Origin of the sequence: Kocuria coralli (assembly GCF_008831305.1) — a bacterium.
Taxonomy (GTDB): Bacteria; Actinomycetota; Actinomycetes; order Actinomycetales; family Micrococcaceae; genus Kocuria; species Kocuria coralli.
This window is the reverse complement of the sequence record NZ_ML708630.1, coordinates 22,347-38,747: the sequence shown is the minus strand read 5'-3', so window position 1 is coordinate 38,747 and position 16,401 is coordinate 22,347. Positions and strand designations below refer to the sequence as shown.

The 16,401-nt window shown below is 66.9% G+C and carries 13 protein-coding genes, 1 tRNA gene and 1 pseudogene; 9 read left to right on the top strand and 6 right to left on the bottom strand.

What is annotated here, in order from left to right:
- Positions 1-257 precede the first annotated feature (257 nt).
- The 3 genes from FCK90_RS13915 (at position 258) to FCK90_RS15450 (ending at position 1,804) form a co-directional block, all read left to right on the top strand.
- The gene (locus FCK90_RS13915) at positions 258-713 is read left to right on the top strand and encodes a hypothetical protein (RefSeq protein WP_158034911.1); all 456 of its coding nucleotides are present in this window, start codon (positions 258-260) and stop codon (positions 711-713) included.
- Entirely contained in the window at positions 677-1,339 is a 663-nt protein-coding gene (locus FCK90_RS13910) for a hypothetical protein (protein WP_158034910.1), read from the top strand. The genes FCK90_RS13915 and FCK90_RS13910 overlap by 37 nt, the downstream gene beginning before the upstream one ends.
- Positions 1,340-1,654: 315 nt before the next feature.
- A complete protein-coding gene (locus FCK90_RS15450) occupies positions 1,655-1,804 on the top strand; it encodes a hypothetical protein (protein WP_181954330.1) in 150 nt (49 codons plus the stop codon).
- Between the two features lie 337 nt (positions 1,805-2,141).
- Here the strand turns inward: FCK90_RS15450 and FCK90_RS13905 are convergent.
- Positions 2,142-2,227: transfer RNA gene (locus FCK90_RS13905), tRNA-Leu, on the bottom strand.
- Between the two features lie 135 nt (positions 2,228-2,362).
- A complete protein-coding gene (glgA, locus tag FCK90_RS13900; RefSeq protein WP_158034909.1) occupies positions 2,363-3,559 on the bottom strand; it encodes a glycogen synthase in 1,197 nt (398 codons plus the stop codon).
- 201 nt (positions 3,560-3,760) lie between these two features.
- On the opposite strand from glgA, the pseudogene glgC reads away from it, so the two are divergent.
- Together glgC and FCK90_RS16065 are read left to right on the top strand one after the other, a co-directional pair.
- A pseudogene (gene glgC / locus FCK90_RS13895) lies at positions 3,761-4,926 on the top strand (glucose-1-phosphate adenylyltransferase); the annotation flags it as partial.
- A 1-nt stretch (position 4,927) separates the two neighbouring features.
- On the top strand, positions 4,928-5,043 hold a 116-nt coding region (locus FCK90_RS16065; protein WP_484499254.1), incomplete at its 5' end, for a GlgC family sugar phosphate nucleotidyltransferase.
- A gap of 117 nt (positions 5,044-5,160) precedes the next feature.
- Here the strand turns inward: FCK90_RS16065 and FCK90_RS13890 are convergent.
- The 3 genes from FCK90_RS13890 to FCK90_RS13880 are packed head-to-tail and all read right to left on the bottom strand — an operon-like array spanning position 5,161 to position 8,551.
- On the bottom strand, positions 5,161-6,015 hold the full coding sequence (locus FCK90_RS13890) for a transglutaminase family protein (RefSeq protein ID WP_158034907.1): 855 nt from the start codon (positions 6,013-6,015) through the stop codon (positions 5,161-5,163).
- Positions 6,012-6,947, bottom strand: coding sequence for an alpha-E domain-containing protein (locus tag FCK90_RS13885; protein WP_158034906.1), 936 nt, complete (start codon positions 6,945-6,947; stop codon positions 6,012-6,014). Before FCK90_RS13885 ends, FCK90_RS13890 begins: the two co-directional genes overlap by 4 nt.
- Complete coding sequence (locus tag FCK90_RS13880) at positions 6,941-8,551, bottom strand: circularly permuted type 2 ATP-grasp protein (RefSeq protein WP_158034905.1); 1,611 nt, start codon at positions 8,549-8,551, stop codon at positions 6,941-6,943. The genes FCK90_RS13885 and FCK90_RS13880 overlap by 7 nt, the downstream gene beginning before the upstream one ends.
- 274 nt (positions 8,552-8,825) lie before the next feature.
- On the opposite strand from FCK90_RS13880, the gene pepN reads away from it, so the two are divergent.
- From pepN to FCK90_RS13860, 4 genes are all read left to right on the top strand, one after another.
- Entirely contained in the window at positions 8,826-11,555 is a 2,730-nt protein-coding gene (gene pepN / locus FCK90_RS13875; protein ID WP_158034904.1) for an aminopeptidase N, read from the top strand.
- 164 nt (positions 11,556-11,719) lie between these two features.
- A complete protein-coding gene (locus FCK90_RS13870; protein ID WP_181954329.1) occupies positions 11,720-12,946 on the top strand; it encodes a hypothetical protein in 1,227 nt (408 codons plus the stop codon).
- A gap of 32 nt (positions 12,947-12,978) precedes the next feature.
- On the top strand, positions 12,979-14,670 hold the full coding sequence (locus FCK90_RS13865) for an ABC1 kinase family protein (protein WP_158034903.1): 1,692 nt from the start codon (positions 12,979-12,981) through the stop codon (positions 14,668-14,670).
- A gap of 223 nt (positions 14,671-14,893) precedes the next feature.
- On the top strand, positions 14,894-15,673 hold the full coding sequence (locus FCK90_RS13860) for a hypothetical protein (RefSeq protein ID WP_158034902.1): 780 nt from the start codon (positions 14,894-14,896) through the stop codon (positions 15,671-15,673).
- 44 nt (positions 15,674-15,717) lie between these two features.
- On the opposite strand, the gene FCK90_RS13855 is transcribed toward FCK90_RS13860, so the two are convergent.
- Positions 15,718-16,383 carry a hypothetical protein gene (locus FCK90_RS13855; protein WP_158034901.1) on the bottom strand — a complete coding sequence of 222 codons (666 nt, stop codon included), beginning with the start codon at positions 16,381-16,383 and terminating at the stop codon, positions 15,718-15,720.
- Between the last annotated feature and the right edge of the window lie 18 nt (positions 16,384-16,401).

Sequence of the window (16,401 nt, the reverse complement as noted above, 5' to 3'; positions counted from 1 at the left end):
CAGATGTCACCTAACGGTGCGGCAGTCCCCTGCGAAGACTCAGCCCGAAGCAGGTCGTCGCTCGAACGTCTCGCGGCTGAGGGAACACGTGGATCGCGCACCACCTCAACACCGGCACGCCCCTGGGGCCACTATCCGTTGCCGCTGGGCTAGAGACCTTCCTGACCATCGAGAAGTTGCTCCCCTTCGTGAACGTACCGAGCCAGGACGACGTGCGGCGCTCCATGCGACGCGCCTTGAGAGTCGTCTGAGACCTCATGGCGAAGAGATCCAGCACGAACACGACCCCGAGGGACAACGCCTCCCTCGCGGGTCTGTTCAGCATGGACTTCTTCCCCGCCGAGGGCGGGCTGGGAGATAAAGTCAACGAGTTCCGGACCGCACAGCGGATCGTGGAGCACAGCGGCATCACCGTAATGGTCGATGCGTGGCGGAGCGAGGATCGGGCTGCGCGCAAACTGGGGCCGACTACGTGGCTCTCCGAAGTCCAGGTCATCACCCTCATGCTCGTACTGATCCTGAGCCGCCGCTCCGCCCTGTTCACGGAGATGCGGAGGCTCCTGCGAAAAGCCAGCACCGAGTCCCTCGCCGTCCTCGACATCACAGTGCCGAGGGCCTCAGCGACAGCGCGCTCTATCATCGCGCCTACAACTCGTACCGACGTCTCGTGCGCCTCATGGACCCCAAGCCGGGATGGCTCTACAAGACTCTGACGAAGATCCAACTTGCTGAACGGCTGGCAGCGAGGGATAAGGAGAAGTCGAAGGTTCACCGCGCTCGGGTACACGAGTTCGGCAACGCCCTGCTCGGAGAGCCGTGGATGCTCCTGCCGCGCGAGGTTCGTCGTGAGTTCAAGGGTGACATCGCAGTTGATGCGACCGTCATTGCATCTCCTGGCCGAGGACGCGGACACGCCTCCCTGTTTGCCTCCTCAGACCCAGAAGCTGGATGGTACAAGCGCGACGGCGACCACAACGGTGAGGCCACTTCCAGGGCGGCGACGAAGTACCAGCGCCGATCCTCAATTGTGTCCTGGGCGCGGGAACTCCACACCGCCGTCACCTACGGCGACAACGTCCCCGTCATGATCCTCAGCGCGACTCTCGCGGTCCCGGGGCACGAGCTTGAGAAGAACGCTCTCGGCTGTGTCGATGCCGTCCTTGCGCGCGGCATCCCGCCCGGGCACTTCGTCAGTGACCGGCCCTACCTCCCCGGGAAGAAGCCCGAGAACCTCGCCCTGCCGATCAGGAAGCGCGGGTACTCCCTGGTGTTCAACTACAACCGCACTCAGACGAGCCTCGGGCAGTCGCCCTCCCACAAAAGGCGCGATCATGGTTGAGGGCCGCTGGTACTTGCCCAGACATGCCTGGACCCATGGTCAGCGCCACGATTGACTACTTCCTTCGCGAAGCCAGTGACCCCGAGCGCATCTCCACCCAAGCGTATGCGGAGCGCATCAAGCGGGGTGAACGCTAAATGCTCCGCCCGAAGGAGCGCCCAGACAGCGATGGACAGGCCCTCTACCAGCACACGAAGGGCTACCGGCATCGCCGCCGTGGACGCGCCTTGCATCAGGCGTGCGAGCAGGCCTACTCCTATCGTTCCCCCAAAGTAGCAGGACCACTACTCAACGGGGCAGCAGTCCGTGGAGTCGATGAACAAGTCGATCAAGGACGGGAAGTTCATGCCAGTGGACGACGCGGAGATGCGGCCTCGGCGCGGTTGGATCGATCAGCTGCTCAGCCTCGTCGTCACGGTCGCGGTGACCAACGTCCGCAAGATCATCGACTGGCTCAATGGCTAAGTCGGTCTGATGCGCATCGCGTCTGCACCTCTTCGTCGGGCACGGAGGTAAGGGGCCACCCGAGGGTGGACCGTCGTGCCCAACGCCCCACCCGCCGTCGCGGTCGGAACCTGATACTCATTTCACCCACGCACTGTCCCATGGGCGTGAGCCCGCCCGGATTCGCCTCTCAAGCGCGCCTCCAACGACCTCAGCACCGCTTGCTCCGTCCTCATCAGGCTTGGAGGGGCGCGCGCCGGGAAACGAACGAGGCCGGATCACACCCGAAGGAGCAATCCGACCTCGTTCCGGTCATTCGCACAAACGTGATCCACGTTCTCGTACAAATGACCAACTGTGCGCGGAGGGGGACTTGAACCCCCACCCTCTAATACGAGGACTAGCACCTCAAGCTAGCGCGTCTGCCTATTCCGCCACCCGCGCAGGTGACCGGTCGTACCTTCGCGGGCGTTCATCCACCCGCTCGGCCGCCGAGCAACGACGATGACTTTAGCACAATCAGCGCCGTCGCAGGGTCACCGGGGCTCAGGCGGGCCTCCGCCTGAGCCCTGAGACTTCTCAGGCCAGCACGGACTTGTAGACGTCGATGGTCCGCTGGGCGATGGACTCCCAGGAGAAGCTCTCCTCGGCGCGCTTGCGCCCGGCCTCGCCCATCGCACGCGCACGTGCGGGATCGGAGATCACATCGATGAGCGCCGCGGCGAAGTCGTTGACGAACTTCTCGGGATCCAAGGGCGTGCCCGATCCGTCGTCGACCTGCTCGATCGGCACCAGGCGGCCGGTCTCCCCTTCCACGACCACCTCGGGGATGCCGCCCGTGGCGGTCGCCACGACGGCGGAGCCGCAGGCCATGGCCTCGAGGTTCACGATGCCGAGGGGCTCGTAGATGGACGGGCAGGCGAAGGCGGTGCAGTTGGAGAGGATCTGGATGACGTCGCGCCGCGGGAGCATCTTCTCGATCAGTACGACGCCGTCGCGGGTCGCCTTGAGCTCGTCGATCAGGGCGTTGACCTCGGCGGCGAGTTCGGGGGTGTCGGCGGCACCGGCGCACAGGACCAGCTGGACCTCCGGCGGCAGCTGCTGGGCTGCGCGCAGCAGGAAGGGGACGCCCTTCTGCCGGGTCACTCGACCCACGAACGCCACGGACGGCCGCTTGGGATCGATGCCGAAGCGCTCGAGAACGTCGGTGTTCTCGTCGCGGTCCCACTGGCTGACGTCGATGCCGTTGTGCACCACCTGCACCTTGTCCGGGTCGATCTCCGGGTAGCAGCGCAGGATGTCGTTGCGCATGCCGTCGGAGACGGCGATCACGGCCGCTGCACCGAGGTAGGCGGTCTTCTCGACGTAGGAGGAGATGGCGTATCCGCCGCCGAGCTGTTCCGCTTTCCAGGGCCGCAGGGGCTCCAGGGAGTGGGCGGAAACCACATGGGGGATGCCGTGCATCAGGGAGGCGAGGTGGCCGGCCATGTTCGCGTACCAGGTGTGCGAATGCACCAGGTCCGCGCCTCCGATGTCTCCGACCATGGCGAGATCCGTACCCAGGGTCTCGATGGTCGCGTTCTGACCCTGGAGGTCGGTCGGAACCTGGTACGCCTGCACGGCAGCACCGTGGAACTCGGGCTCGCGGGGTTCGCCGAAGCAGCGGACATTCAGTTCGACCAGCGGGGCGAGCACGCGGGACAGCTCGGCGACGTGGACGCCGGCTCCCCCGTAGATCGCGGGCGGGAACTCTTTGGACACAATGTCGATACGCACGTGATCCAGACTACATTCGACCCGCGACCCCGCTCGTATTGGACGCAAAGTAACGGACGCTTGCCGAAATCTCCTCGAGCCCGCTTCCGTCGGACGTGCGCAGTGCGGTTGAGTTACTCCTATAGAGTGAGCTACCTCATGGGGCTCGCTTGGAGACGGGCGTCAGCCCGTTCACGACGACGAAGTCTTGAGAGGTAGAACATGGCTCGCAAAAAGGTCCTTGCGATTGTTCTGGCCGGCGGCGAGGGCAAGCGCCTGATGCCGCTGACGGAAGACCGGGCAAAGCCGGCTGTCCCGTTCGGGGGGACGTACCGGCTGATCGATTTCGCCCTGTCGAATCTGGTCAACTCCGGTTACCTGCAGATCGTGGTGCTCACCCAGTACAAGTCCCACTCGCTGGACCGCCACCTGTCCGAGACCTGGCGCCTGTCCACCCTGCTGGGCAACTACATCGCCTCCGTGCCCGCCCAGCAGCGTCACGGCAAGGACTGGTTCCTCGGCTCGGCCAACGCGATCTTCCAGTCCATGAACCTCATCGACGACGCCCGCCCGGACATCGTCGTCGTGGTCGGGGCGGACCACGTCTACCGCATGGACTTCTCGCAGATGGTGGACTTCCATATCGAGTCGGGGGCCAAGGCCACCGTGGCCGGCGTGCGCCAGCCGCTGGACCTGGTGACCTCCTTCGGCGTGATCGAGACCGACCCCAACGATCCCACCAAGATCACCCAGTTCGTCGAGAAGCCGGCGTCCACGCGCCCGCTGGACGACGACCCCACCCAGTTCCTGGCCTCGATGGGCAACTACGTGTTCAACACGGATGACCTGGTCGAAGCACTGCGTCAGGATGAGTCCCGCGATGACACCCAGCACGACATGGGCGGGGATATCATGCCGTACTTCGCCGATCGCGGCGAAGCGGTCGTCTACGACTTCACCCACAATGACGTGCCGGGCTCGGCCGACCGGGACCGGCAGTACTGGCGCGACGTCGGGACCCTGGATTCCTACTACGACTCCCACATGGACCTGCTGCGTCCCATGCCGGTGTTTAACCTCTACAACACCGCCTGGCCGCTCTACACCCACCAGGTCACCGCTCCGCCGGCCAAGCTGGTCCGCGGCCCGTACCAGGAGGGCGGTGTGGCGACGGACTCGATCCTCTCGCCCGGTGTGATCGTCGCCGGGGGCCGGGTGCTGGAGTCGATCCTCTCCCCCAACGTCAAGGTGAACAACCACGCGCGCGTCGACCAGTCCGTGCTGCTGCAGAACGTCGTGATCGAGCAGGACGCGGTGGTCGAGCGCTGCATCGTCGACAAGAACGTGGTGGTGCCCCAGGGCGTGCGCGTCGGCGTGAGCGCCGAGGANTGGTGGTGCCCCAGGGCGTGCGCGTCGGCGTGAGCGCCGAGGAGGACCGTGCGCGCGGCCTGCACGTCACGGAGTCCGGGATCACCGTGATCCCCAAGAACTACAAGTTCGAGTAGTCGCGCAGACCCCTGCGGTGACGTGCTGAGAGCCGGTTTCAGTCTCTGAAACCGGCTCTCAGCACGTCACGGGCGATGCCACCCGCTCAGGCCGGCTCTAATCCCTGCTCTGGAGATCTACTCCAGGCGGGTGACCTCGACGTTGACGTCGAGCTCCTGCGTGCCGCCCCCGCCGGTGACCATGCCCTTGAGCGGCGGGATGTCCTTGTAGTCGCGGCCATGGCCGACCTTGACGTGCAGGTCGTCAAGGTACTTGTGATTGGTGGGGTCGTAGCCGATCCACCGGGTGTCCCACCATTCGATCCACGCATGGGACTCCCCCACCACGGTCACCCCGATCCCCGCGGAATCATCCGGGTGGAGATAGCCGGAGACATAGCGGGCGGGGATCCCTGCGTGCCGCAGGAGGGCGATCGCGACGTGCGCCAGATCCTGGCACACCCCGCGCCCGTCGGCCCAGACGGCGTCGGCGTCGGTGTGGACCCCGGTGACCCCGGACTCGTAGGTGACCTTCCCGGCGATGCGCTTGAGGATCGCCTGCACCGCGTCGAACGGCGTGGCCGCCGTGGCGCGCACCTCGTCGGCCACCGCCTGCAGCTCCTTGCCCGGCGTGGTCAGGGGGGTGGTGACCAGGTACTCGGCGTAACGGTCCCGGATCTTCGGATCCTTCAGATCCTCCCAGGTCACTCCGGGCCTGTCGGGATCCACCGTGAACCGGTTGACCTCCACCTCGGAGGAGGAACGGACCTCCAGGATGGAGTGCCGCGTGGGGACGTCGAAATCCGCGACCCGGGTGCCGAAGTAATCCACGTAGTTGTGGATGTGCGCCGAGCTCGGCTTGACCGCGAGCTCCGCCTTCAGCACCACCTGTTCGTCGTCGCCCAGGGGCGTCATACGCGCCTCGTTATGCGAGCGCTTGACCTTGGTGTCGTAGACGTACCGGGTCACGTGGTTGATCTTCAGCCGGGTCACAGTACCCCTCCAAACCAAGACGATTCCTGCTCGTGCGTGAAGTACTTGTCGGTCACGAACTCGGCGGTGCTGGCCACGGCGGCCTGCACCTCGTTGAGATGCTTCGGCAGCTCGCGGGTGATGTTCTCCGAGTTCAGGAACTCCAGTTCGGCCCGGGCCCGGCCGATGATCCGGCGGGCGTCATTGGTGAAGCCCATCCGCCGGGAGCCGGGGTCCAGCGCCTCGAGGATGCGCTCGGCGTGGGTCAGCGAGTAGATGATCGAGCGCGGGAACAGGCGGTCCAGCAGCAGGAAGCGCACGGCGGACTCGTCGTTGAAGGACCCGTTCCTGGTGCGCAGGAACGCCTCGTAGGCGCCGGCGCAGTGCAGGATGTCCACCCAGGAGGTCTCCGCCGACGGCGACAGCCCAGAGGTGCGGGTCCACAGGAGACGGGCCGTCATATCCGCCCGCTCCAGGGTGACCCCCAGGGTCAGGAACTGCCAGGACTGGTCGTGGGACATCGTCATCTCCGCCTGGCCCCGGATGGTGGAGATGCGCTCCGCGGCCCACTGGCACATGCGGAAGGTGCCCACCACATCGTGCCGGTGCTGGTTGAGGCCGTAGTAGGTCGAGTTCACGGCCTCCCACATCTTGGAGGAGACGATCTCCCGGGCCCGGCGCGCGTTCTCACGGGCGGCGTTGACGGAGCCCGCAATCGAGGTCTTGGACTGGCGGTTCCACGCGAGTTCGTGGATGAGCACGCCCACATCGGGGTTCTCGTCGGTCGAGGGTGCTCCCATCACGTCCATGATGCGGCGCAGCTCCTGCGACTGCTCCGCCTCCGGCAGCTGGGTGATGCGCTCGAGATGGACGTCCAGGATCCTGGAGACCCCGTCGGCGCGTTCCATGTAGCGCCCGATCCAGAACAACGATTCTGCAATGCGGCTCAGCATGCGCCCTGCTCCTCTCCGGCCCGGCCTCGGCTGGCCTGCTGTTGTTGCTGTTGCATCTGGTCGGCCAGGTCGGCGTCGTCGGCCCAGTGCCCGGAGACCGGGAAGGAGGCCATGGAGGCCACCTTCTCCTCGGCTTCGGGATTGCGGTGCACCGGGGCGTACCGGTTGCCGACCACCCAGGTGTCCTTGGACCCGCCGCCCTGCGAGGAGTTCACGATCAGCGACCCCTTGGTCATGGCCACCCTGGTGAGCCCGCCGGGCAGGACGAACATGTCCTCACCCGAGTTCACGCAGAACGGGCGCAGGTCAACGTGCCGAGGGCTGAACCCCTCGCCGTCGAAGGTGGGGACGGTGGACAGCTGCAGCACCGGCTGGGCGATCCAGCCGCGCGGGTCGGCCAGGACCTTGGCCCGCAGCTCCTCCAGCTCCTCGGGCGTGGCATGCGGGCCGATCACGATGCCCTTGCCGCCCGAGCCGTCCACGGGCTTGACCACCAGCTCCTCCAGGTGGGCGAGGACGTACTCGCGGGCCTCGTCCTCTTCCAGACGGTAGGTATCCACGTTGGGCAGGATGGGTTCCTCGTCCAGGTAATAGCGGATCAGCTCGGGAACGTAGGAGTAGACCAGCTTGTCGTCGGCCACGCCGTTGCCGATGGCATTGGCGATGGTCACGTTGCCCGCCCGGGCGGCGTTCACCAGCCCCGGGCAGCCCAGCACGGAATCCGGCAGCAGCTGCAGCGGGTCCGTGAAGTCGTCGTCGATGCGCTTGTAGATCACGTCCACGCGCTGTTCGCCTTCGGTGGTGCGCATGTACACGCGGTCACCGCGCACCACGAGGTCGCGCCCCTCCACCAGCTCCACGCCCATCAGCCCCGCCAGCAGGGTGTGCTCGAAATAGGCGGAGTTGAAGACACCCGGCGTCAGGACCACGACGACGGCGTCCTCGCCCGGCTCGGGGGCCGTCGCCTTGAGGGCGTGCAGCAGGTGGCGGGGGTAGGAGTCCACGGGCATGATCGGCGTGGACATGAAGGCCTCCGGCAGGCCCTTCATCATGGCCCGCCGGTTCTCGAGCACGTAGGAGACCCCGGAGGGCACCCGGACGTTGTCCTCGAGCACCCGGAAGACGCCGTCATTGTCGCGGACGACGTCGATGCCCGCCACGTGGATCCGCACCCCGCCCACGGGCTTGAAGCCCCAGACGGTGCGGTGGAAATGGGCCGACGAGGTGATCAGGGAGCGGGGCACGATGCCGTCGTCGATCATCTTCTGCTCGCCGTAGACGTCGTCCAGGAACAGTTCCAGGGCCCTGACCCGCTGTTTCACACCGCGTTCGATCACCTCCCATTCGCCCATCGTGAGCACACGGGGAACGATGTCGAGGGGGAACGGGCGCTCCTCGCCGGCGAAGTCGAAGGTGACCCCGCGGTCCAGGAAGGAGCGGGCCATGGACTCGTCGCGGGAGGTGACGTCGCTCAGGTCCAGCGAACTGAGCACGTCCGAGACGCGATGGAAAGCCGAACGAACGTTGTGCTGGTCGGTGAACATCTCGTCGTACGCTCCCGACCCGGCCATGTCGTGGGCGTAGGAGGCGAACAGATCCGTCATGCTGGTGGATCACTTCCCTTCGATTGTCGGTCCCGGGCGCGAGCCCGAAAGCCCCGGTCACGCGAACTGTGCGGTTCGCTCGGCTGGTCTTGCGGATGACCGCGCATAAGCCTGGCGCAGATGTGTTGCGGGACCATTTCGTGATGGGGCGCACACGGAAGATCCTGCTGAGATCCTAAGGCTCCGCGGATTCTGTTCACGGGTGTTACCGCGTTCGCGCCGCGCGCCGGGCCGGCGATCGCCGCGAACCGGATCGGGTTCCTACACTGGGACGGTGTCTCACTACGATCTCACCCGTGCGGACGCCGCTGCTCGCTCCCGGTCCCTGACCCTGCAGGGAGCCGAGGTGGAGCTCGACCTGACGGGGGCTCCCGATCCGGCGATCGCCACCTTCCCGGTCCGTATCCGCTGGGACTTCACCTGCGCGGCAGCCTCCTCCTTCCTCGATTTCATCGGCGACGTCCATCGTTTGGAGATCAACGGCACCGCCGTGAGCGAGGAGGCGCTCGCGAAAGCCGTGAGCCCCGGGAGGATCGAGCTCACCGGGCTCCGGGAGCGCAACACGGTGGTGGTCGAGGGCAGCGGGTACTACTCCCGCTCCGGTGAGGGCCTGCACCGTTATACCGACCCGGAGGACGGCGCCACGTACCTGTACACCCAGTACGAGCCCACGGATGCCCGTCGTGTGGTGCCGTGCTTCGATCAGCCGGACCTGCGTTGCCCGTGGACGTTCACCATCACCGCACCGCGGGGATGGTCGGTCGCCTCCAACGCGCTCCCGGCCCCGGCGGGCGAGAGCGCAGCGGCCGGGGCCGCTGCGCCCCGCGTCCCCGAGGACGGGCAGGGCCTCCTGCACCGGTTCACCGCCACCACTCCGATCCCCAGCTACCTCACGGCCGTGCTGGCGGGCCCGTACCACCGGGTGGACAGCGTCTGGACCAGCAGCACCAAGGGCCGGAACCAGACGCTGCCGCTGACGCTGTGGTGCCGCGCCTCCATGGCCCGGCACCTGCCGGCGGAGGAGTTGTTCGACCTCACCCGCGCCGGCCTGGACTTCTACACGGACCTGTTCGACCTCGAGCTGCCCTTCGGCTCCTACGGGCAGGCTTTCGTGCCCGAGTACAACCTGGGGGCGATGGAGAACCCCGGGCTGGTGACCCTGACGGAGGACTACCTCTTCCCGGACGGTCCCACCGCCCAGCAACGCGCGGGCCGGGCCAACACCGTGCTGCACGAGATGGCGCACATGTACTTCGGGGACCTGGTCACCATCCGGTGGTGGGAGGACCTGTGGCTCAAGGAGTCCTTCGCGGAGTTCATGGGCGCCTACGCCTCGGCGGAGGCCACGGAGTTCAGGAGTGCGTGGGCCGGATTCGCCGTCCGGCGCAAGGCATGGGCCTACCGGCAGGACGCCCTGAGCACGACGCACCCGATCGTGGCGGATGTCCCCGACGTCGCGGCGGCCAAGCAGAACTTCGACGGCATCACCTATGCCAAGGGCGCAGCCGCGCTCAAGCAGCTGGTCGCCTTCGTGGGGATCGAGGCCTTCGTGGAGGCCTGCCGTCTCTACTTCCGCCGCCACGCATGGGGTTCGGCGGAGCTGGCGGACTTCCTGGCCGTGCTGGAGGAATCCTCTGCCCGGGACACCCGGGCGTGGGCCCGGGACTGGCTGAGCACCACCAACGCCACGGAGATCGACGTGGTGATCGAGCGCGAGGCGACGGGCATCGCCTCGCCCATCACACGAGCCGCGCTGATCCCTCAGGGCACTGCCCAGGACCCCTCCTCGGCGCGGGCGCACCACCTGGCGGTGGGCCTGTACTCCCCCGCATCCCACGATTCCGCGTCCCACGATTCCGCGTCCCATAGTCCCGCCTCCCGTCGAGGGGACCTGGAGCGTTCCCGCCGGATCGGCGTCGACATCCCGGCCGGCCATGAGCCCGGCCGTGCCATCGACCTCCCCGGCCTGGTCGGGAGCGCTGGTCTGGTCCTGGTCAACGACGACGACCTCGACTACGCCCAGTACCGCCTGGACCCGGACGGTGCCGCCGGGCTGCTGGAGCACCTCGGCGATCTGCCGCAGCCGATGGCCCGAGCCGTGGCGTGGAGCCACCTGTGGTCCATGGTCCGCGACGCCCGGCTGGATCCGGACGACTACATCGGCGCGGTGATCCACCACATCGGGCGGGAGACGGAGTCCGTGATCTTCGAGACCGCCCTGGAACGGGCGCTCGAGGCGCTGGAGCACTACCTGCCGCAGCGCCACCGCCCGGAGCGCCGCCGGCAGCTCACCGACTTCGTGGTCACACGACTGCGTGCCGCCGCCCCCGGTTCGGACGAGCAGACCGCCCTGGCCCGCACCTTCGGGCACCTGCTGGCCCGTGACGGCACGTATGCGCAGTGGGCGGAGGCCCTTCTGCGCGGCACCGAGGCCCTCCCCGGTCTGCGCCTGGGCCCCGCCCTCCGCTGGCGGCTGCTGACCGGGCTGGTGGCCTCCGGACACGCCGGGGATTCGTGGATCGCCCTGGAGTCCCAGCGAGACGCCTCCCGTGAGGCGCAGATCGGGCGCGCCCGGACGCTGGCGTCACGTCCTACCCAGGAGGCCAAGGAGGCCGCCTGGGAGGAGATCCTGGGGGCGGAGCTGTCGAACGATCTGCTGACCGCCACCATCATGGGGTTCCAGCTGGGGGAACCGTCGTTGCTCGAGCCCTACCGGGACCGGTACTTCGCCGTGCTCGCCGGGCAGTGGGCGACCCGGTCGATCGGCATGGCCACCCGCGTGGTCACCGGCCTCTACCCCCGGGCCTGCGAGTCCGCGGCACAGTCGGAGGAAGCGGACTCAGAGGGAGCGGACTCAGAGGGAGCGGGCGACGCCGTCGTCCGCTCGACGGAGGCCTGGCTGAAGCACCATGGGGACGCCCCGGGGGCTCTGCGCAGACTGCTCGCCGAGCAGCTGGACGAACGGCGGCGGCTCGTGCGCATCCAGGCATGCGCCCGCTCGTGACCGGGGTCCGACCGGCGGGAACAGGCCTCGCGGCAGCCTGCCAATCCCCTAAAATGTGGGCAATCCGTGAAAGACTATGACGGTCCCGATGTGCTCGGGTTCAGACGTGACGTGGCAGTCCGGAGCGCCACGCTTCCCCCCATCTCTCAGGACTAAGGGAGACCATGACCCACTACGCGCTGAATGATCGCGGTTCTCTGGAGATCGTCACCGAGAACTTCTACGACGCCGAGATACTCCGCGTCTTCGGTTCGTTGCCCTACGGGATGGTCGAGACCTTTACGGGAGACGCCTCGCTGATCCCGGAACCGGACAACCCCTTCGACCCCAGGACCATCTCGGTGCGCGTGGGCGAGAACCAGGTCGGTCATCTGGCCAAGGAGGACGCGGCACGGTACTGGCCGGCCGTGACCCGTGTGGTGGCCTCCGGGCTCGTCCCGACCGCGCCGATCGTCCTGAAGGCCACGCTGGTCGACGAGGACGGGACCCCCGAGGTGGACGCGACCGGCCGGGTGCAGCTGTCACCGCCGGACCTGCTGTTTCCCGTGAACTCTCCCCCGCAGCGCTCGACCGTCCTTCCCCAGGGCCCCTCGATCAAAGTCCTGGATGAACAGGACCACGCCGCGTATCTGCATTCGATCCTGCCCAAGTCCGGCGAAGCGCGGCTCTTCCTGACCCTCGAGGTCAATCAGATCCGTACCCACCACGGCGATCACGCCGAGATCGTGGAAGTGCTGCACGAGCGTCAGGTGGTCGGCCGGTTCTCCACCCAGCTCTCGGAGCAGTTCATCCCGGTCATCCGGCATGCCTTCGAGCATGAGCTGCTGACCGCGGTGTGGGCGACCATCCGGGGCTCGGCCTACGAGGTCTCCCTGACCGTCCAGGCCGCGCGTCCGGACTCGATCGACCCCGCCTGGTACCAGGAACTGCCCCGTGAGGGGGATGAGCTCCTGCCCGAGGCCGATGAGTACGAGGTCCCCTCCTCCTACGTGCCCACGGAGGCCGAACGCGGCAAGAACGCGAAGAAGTGGCGCAAGGGCATGGCGGCCTCCGGCGCCGGCCAGAGCGCCTTCGCGTCCAGGCCGGGCGGGTCCACCCGTGTCGGTGGCAAGTCCTCTGCGGGCGGGACGGCAGCGTCCTCGGAGGGAGGCTCCTGGAATCAGCGGAGCAGGATCACCCTGTGGGCGCTGGCCGCGGTCACCGTGGTCCTGATCCTCCTGGCCCTGTTCTTCCTGGGACGCGAACCGCTCGTCTCGGCGCTGGCGGTGATCGTGGCCGCCGCGACCGGTGGCATGGCGATCTACCTCCGGTCCCTGTTCGGCCCCTTGGGCAAGCCGGTCCCCCAGGAGAGCGGCTCCTCCCGTGTACCCTCTGCGGGTAGCGGTTCCTAACGATTGCGCGGAGAGGCGATATACGGCGACGGATGATATCCAGGCGCGAACGACTCCTTCAGATCCTCGATGTGCTCTCCAAGCACGGCTTCGGGTTCGTCCTGGGCGGGCTCAAGCCCGGATGGCGGTCCTACCTGGCCAAGGTGCGCCTGATCGACCCGCAGAAGATCCAGTCCCAGCCCGTGCACCTGCGCCTCGCGCTCGAGGAACTCGGCCCCACTTTCGTGAAGCTGGGGCAGCTGGCCTCGACCAGGCCGGATCTCCTGCCGCCGCCGTATGCGGAGGCACTGGCCGGGCTGCAGGACAGCACCCCGCCCATCCCGCCTGAGGTCATGCGCGAGATGCTCGCCGAGCAGCCCGAGACGGCCACTGAGGAGATCCTCCAGCACATCGACCCGGTGCCGATGGCCACCGGATCCATCGGACAGGCCCACCTGGCGACCTTCCGCGGTACCGAGGTGGTGGTCAAGATCCGCCGCCCCGACATCGTGGACGAGGTCAATCGCGACCTCGAGATCCTGCGCGAGCTCGCGGTGCTGCTGACCCGGTACTGGCCCGGCGTGCAGTACCAGGACCTGACGGGCCTGGTGGACGAGTTCGCCTCCTCGATGCGCGACGAGATGGACTACCTCACCGAGGCCCGCAACACGGAGAGAATGCGCGAGAATTTCGCGGCGGACCCGGCGATCCTCATTCCCGAGGTGTTCTGGGAGGCCACCTCCACCCGTGTCCTGACGACGGAGCGCATGACGGGGTTCAAGATCAGCGATCTCGCGGGCCTCGACGCCGCCGGCCTGAACCGCCACGAGGTCGCGGTGACGGCCACGGACGCACTGTCCAAGATGATCTTCGAGGACGGTTTCTTCCACGCCGACCCGCACCCCGGCAATCTCTTCGTCCAGCGGGACGGCTCCATCGCCATGATCGACTTCGGCATGGTCGGGACGCTCTCCGAGGAGTTCCGGGACGGCCTGGTCACCCTGATGATGGGAGTGGTCCAGGGGAACACCCGCCGGGCCGCCGGCGGCCTGCTGGCCCTCACCGACACCTCGCGCGAGGATCTGGACCGGAGCAAGCTCGAACGCGATATCGAGGGGATGCTGCGCCGATACGCCAACCGGCCGCTCTCGGAGGTCCGTATCGGCGCCCTGATGACAGACCTGGTCTCCACTTTGCGGCGGCACGGCCTGCGCCTGCCCCGCCAGTCGGCGTTGTTCCTGCGTATGGTGCTCACGGCCGAGGCCATCGGCACCAGCCTGGACCCGGACTTCGACCTGGTCTCGGTCATGCAGCCCTACGCCCAGCGTTTCGTGCTCAAGCGCCTCTCTCCCGACGCCCTGATCGGGCGGGTCCGGGACATCCTCCAGGATGCCCTCCAGATGGGCGCCGAGGCCCCGGAGGTGGTGCGACGCGTCCTGACGGTGCTGGAGCGCGGGGGGTTCGACGTCCACCTGCGTACCGACGAGCTGCAGCCGCTGCTGAAGCAGACGGAGAAGATCGGGCACCAGCTGATCGCGGGTGCGGTCATCGCCGCCACCATCAACGGCATGTCGCACGTGGTGGCATCCGACCCGGAGCGGTTCAGCAGGCTCAGGATCCCCTTGCTCGTGGGCGGCACCGGAGCCGTCGGAGCGCTGTCCGGATACCTCGCGGTCTCCACTGCGGCCCCCAGGACGCGCAGGCTGGTGGCGGGGCTCAGGGCCCGCCGTCGCCGGACCTCCTAGCGTTCACGCACCTTTTGACGGCGGGGCCCGAGCGGCGTCTCTGGCCCCGAGCCGGGACGCGCGAAGACACGAGGACCGGGGTTTACAGGTCTAAGAATGAACTTGTCCCTCACTGACCGTATACTCGCTACGTCGTTGTCTGCCTTCTCCCCCGCTGGCAGGCATTACATTTTGAAGGCGACCCGGCCGCGTTTCTCTGCCCGCGACCGAGAGGAGTTCAGACATGAGTCTGCCGCGACGAGGTGAAGCGCTGATCACCCACGTGGATGTAGAGGTTCGATTGGAGGGGAAGAATGGCCCCTTCGTTCCCTCCGAAGCCGTTCTGCAAGCCACCCGCCGTGGCATGCTTTCCATGTTGAATCATAGTGTTTCGCTGATGGTCCAAGATCAGGACATGGGCGACCGGTTGCCCCAGATCGCGGTCAACTACCAGAGCCCCGTGCCGGGCACGTACACCATCCAGCTGGTGGCCATGGACCCCAGGTCGGCCGTCTGGCGGTTTCTGCTTCCCGTGCCGGAGGCCAAGCGTCAAGCGGCTCACATGTGGCTGCGCAAGGGCGCGGAAATGCTCGCCGCGACCATCCAGAGCGTTCCTCCTCTGGTCGTTGCGAAGAGCATCCGGGTCAGCTCCAAAGGCGACGACGACGGTTTCTGCACCGTGGTCATCGACGAGCGTCGCACCTTCAGGATTCCGGTTCTGGTGTTCACACTCTTCTTCTCCGTCCCGGAGGTTGCCGCGGCGTCCCGGCAGATGCTGACCAGCTTTCTCCTACCGGACCTCAAGACCATCGTCGTGGTGCGCGACCCCACGTGCCCGAACAGGAGGCACGAGATCGTCCTGGATCTGACGGAGGAGTTCCATCAGCAGGTGAAGAGTTCCGATTTCGAGGTGCTGTTGGCCAAAGCGATCTTCGACGACGCCCCTCTACGGGAACTGATGACCAGCACGCAACGGCGGCAGGTTTTCGGGACCGGCATCTCGGGCATGGGCCCTCTGGACTGAGCGCCTGAACCCTCAGGAGCCTGAATCCCCGGGGCTGAGCGCCCTCAGGCAGGTCCTTGGACAGGCAGCGGCGCGCCGTCGACGAAGTCAATGACGTCATCGATCGCGGGGATCAGGAATTCGAGTCGGCGCTCCGGGGTATCGGGGTCCAGGCCGATCACGATCGACGCTGCGCCCTGCTCGCCGATCGCCGCGAAGAACTCGCGCATGGTGTCCTGCATGTCGGGATCAAGCAATGCACGGGCCACCTCGGCGGGAACGCGGAGGCGCTGGGAGGTCTCCTCGGACACCAGGTCCACGAGACCGTCTTGGGATGCGGGAACGGGCCGTACTCCCCCGAACTCGAACGCGAACATGGTCGCTTGAGCCAGGAACACCGTATTCCGCATGGCCGCTTGAGCGGCGAGTCGAATGCCGTCCGAGGAGGGGGAGTCCCGATGGAATCTGCGCAGCCTGTGGTGAGACGCGGATGAGAGCTCACCCAGATCGTCCACGATGAAGACGATGTCTCCGCTTTGCGATTCGATGAACGAGATCGACAGTGCGTTCCCATCCGAATCGGCCGCGGTCTCGCAGAAGTGGCGGCACAGCTCTTTGACGGCCGCGTAGGTACGCCGGAGCACGTCCCGGCTGAGGACCATGTTCAGTCCAGTGGCGTCTTGGACTTTGAAATGGATCCTGGAGTGCTCTGGGCGGTGTCCGAGTTTCACGGCGTCATCACCTTAGAT